This window comes from Curtobacterium guangdongense, assembly GCF_049341845.1.
Classification (GTDB): Bacteria; Actinomycetota; Actinomycetes; order Actinomycetales; family Microbacteriaceae; genus Curtobacterium; species Curtobacterium guangdongense.
Genome location: NZ_JBMPIT010000029.1, coordinates 1 through 929, shown reverse-complemented (window position 1 = coordinate 929; position 929 = coordinate 1). Strand labels below are relative to the sequence as shown.

1 protein-coding gene is annotated in these 929 nt (G+C 67.0%); it reads left to right on the top strand.

The annotated features are described in order from the left end of the window. Positions 1 to 28: 28 nt before the first annotated feature. A partial coding sequence (locus ACO0E1_RS18905; RefSeq protein ID WP_422875577.1) for a DUF7657 domain-containing protein occupies positions 29 to 929 on the top strand: 901 nt, incomplete at its 3' end.

The following is a 929-nucleotide window of genomic DNA, read 5'->3' as shown; positions in this document are numbered from 1 at the left end:
GCGGGTGTCGGCGTTGGTGGAGCCGCGGGTGTCTGGGTTGCCGCGGTTGTGGGTGGTGGTGTCGTTCCCGGTGCTGGTGGTGGTGGTGCTGGGGGTGTTGACGGTGTTGGGGATCTCGGGGTCCTCGACGGGGAACTTCTGGGGGTTCTTCGGTCAGGGTGCTGATCCGAACCTGTTGGCGGGGTCGCCGCGTCCGATTCGTTCGGATGAGTGGTTGGTGCAGTCGTCGTGGATCGTGTCGCAGGTGCAGCAGGGGTTCCCGGTGGTGAACCACACGTTGCCGGGTGGGATGGATGCGACGATCCAGAACGATCTGCCGTCGTGGGATTGGTCGAGTCTGTTCCGGCCGCATGTGTGGGGTTTCCTGGTGTTGCCGGTGGCGCAGGGGATGGCGGTGCGGTGGTGGTTGCCGTTCGCTGGGTTGTTGATCGGTGCGTTCGTGTTCCTGGTGTCGGTGATGCCGCGTCGTCCGGTGACGGCTGCGGTGTTGGCGGTGGCGTTGGGGTTCAGTCCGTTGGTGGGGTGGTGGTTCCTGCCGACGACGATCTGGCCGTATGCGTGGGCGTTCGCGGTGTTGATCGCGGTGGTGTGGGGTGTGCGGTCGTCGTCGCGGGTTGCGCGGTGGGTGTCTGCTGGGGTTGCCGGGTACTTGACGGTGACGTTGGCGATGTCGATCTACGTGCCGTATGCGGTGCCGGCTGTTGTGGTGGCGGTGTTCGTGGCGGTGGGGTTCGTGTTCTCGGAGCGGTTCGCGGGTGATCCGCGGCTCGCTGGGGTGGAGGGTGCTGCTGGGTGGCGGTGGTGGCCGTTGATCCGCCGGGTGGTGCCGTTGGTGGTGGCTGCGGTTGCTGCGGTGGTGGTGCTCGGGGTGTGGATCGCGACGCGGTTGGGCACGATCGAGGCCGTCCTCGGCACCGTCTACCCCGGAC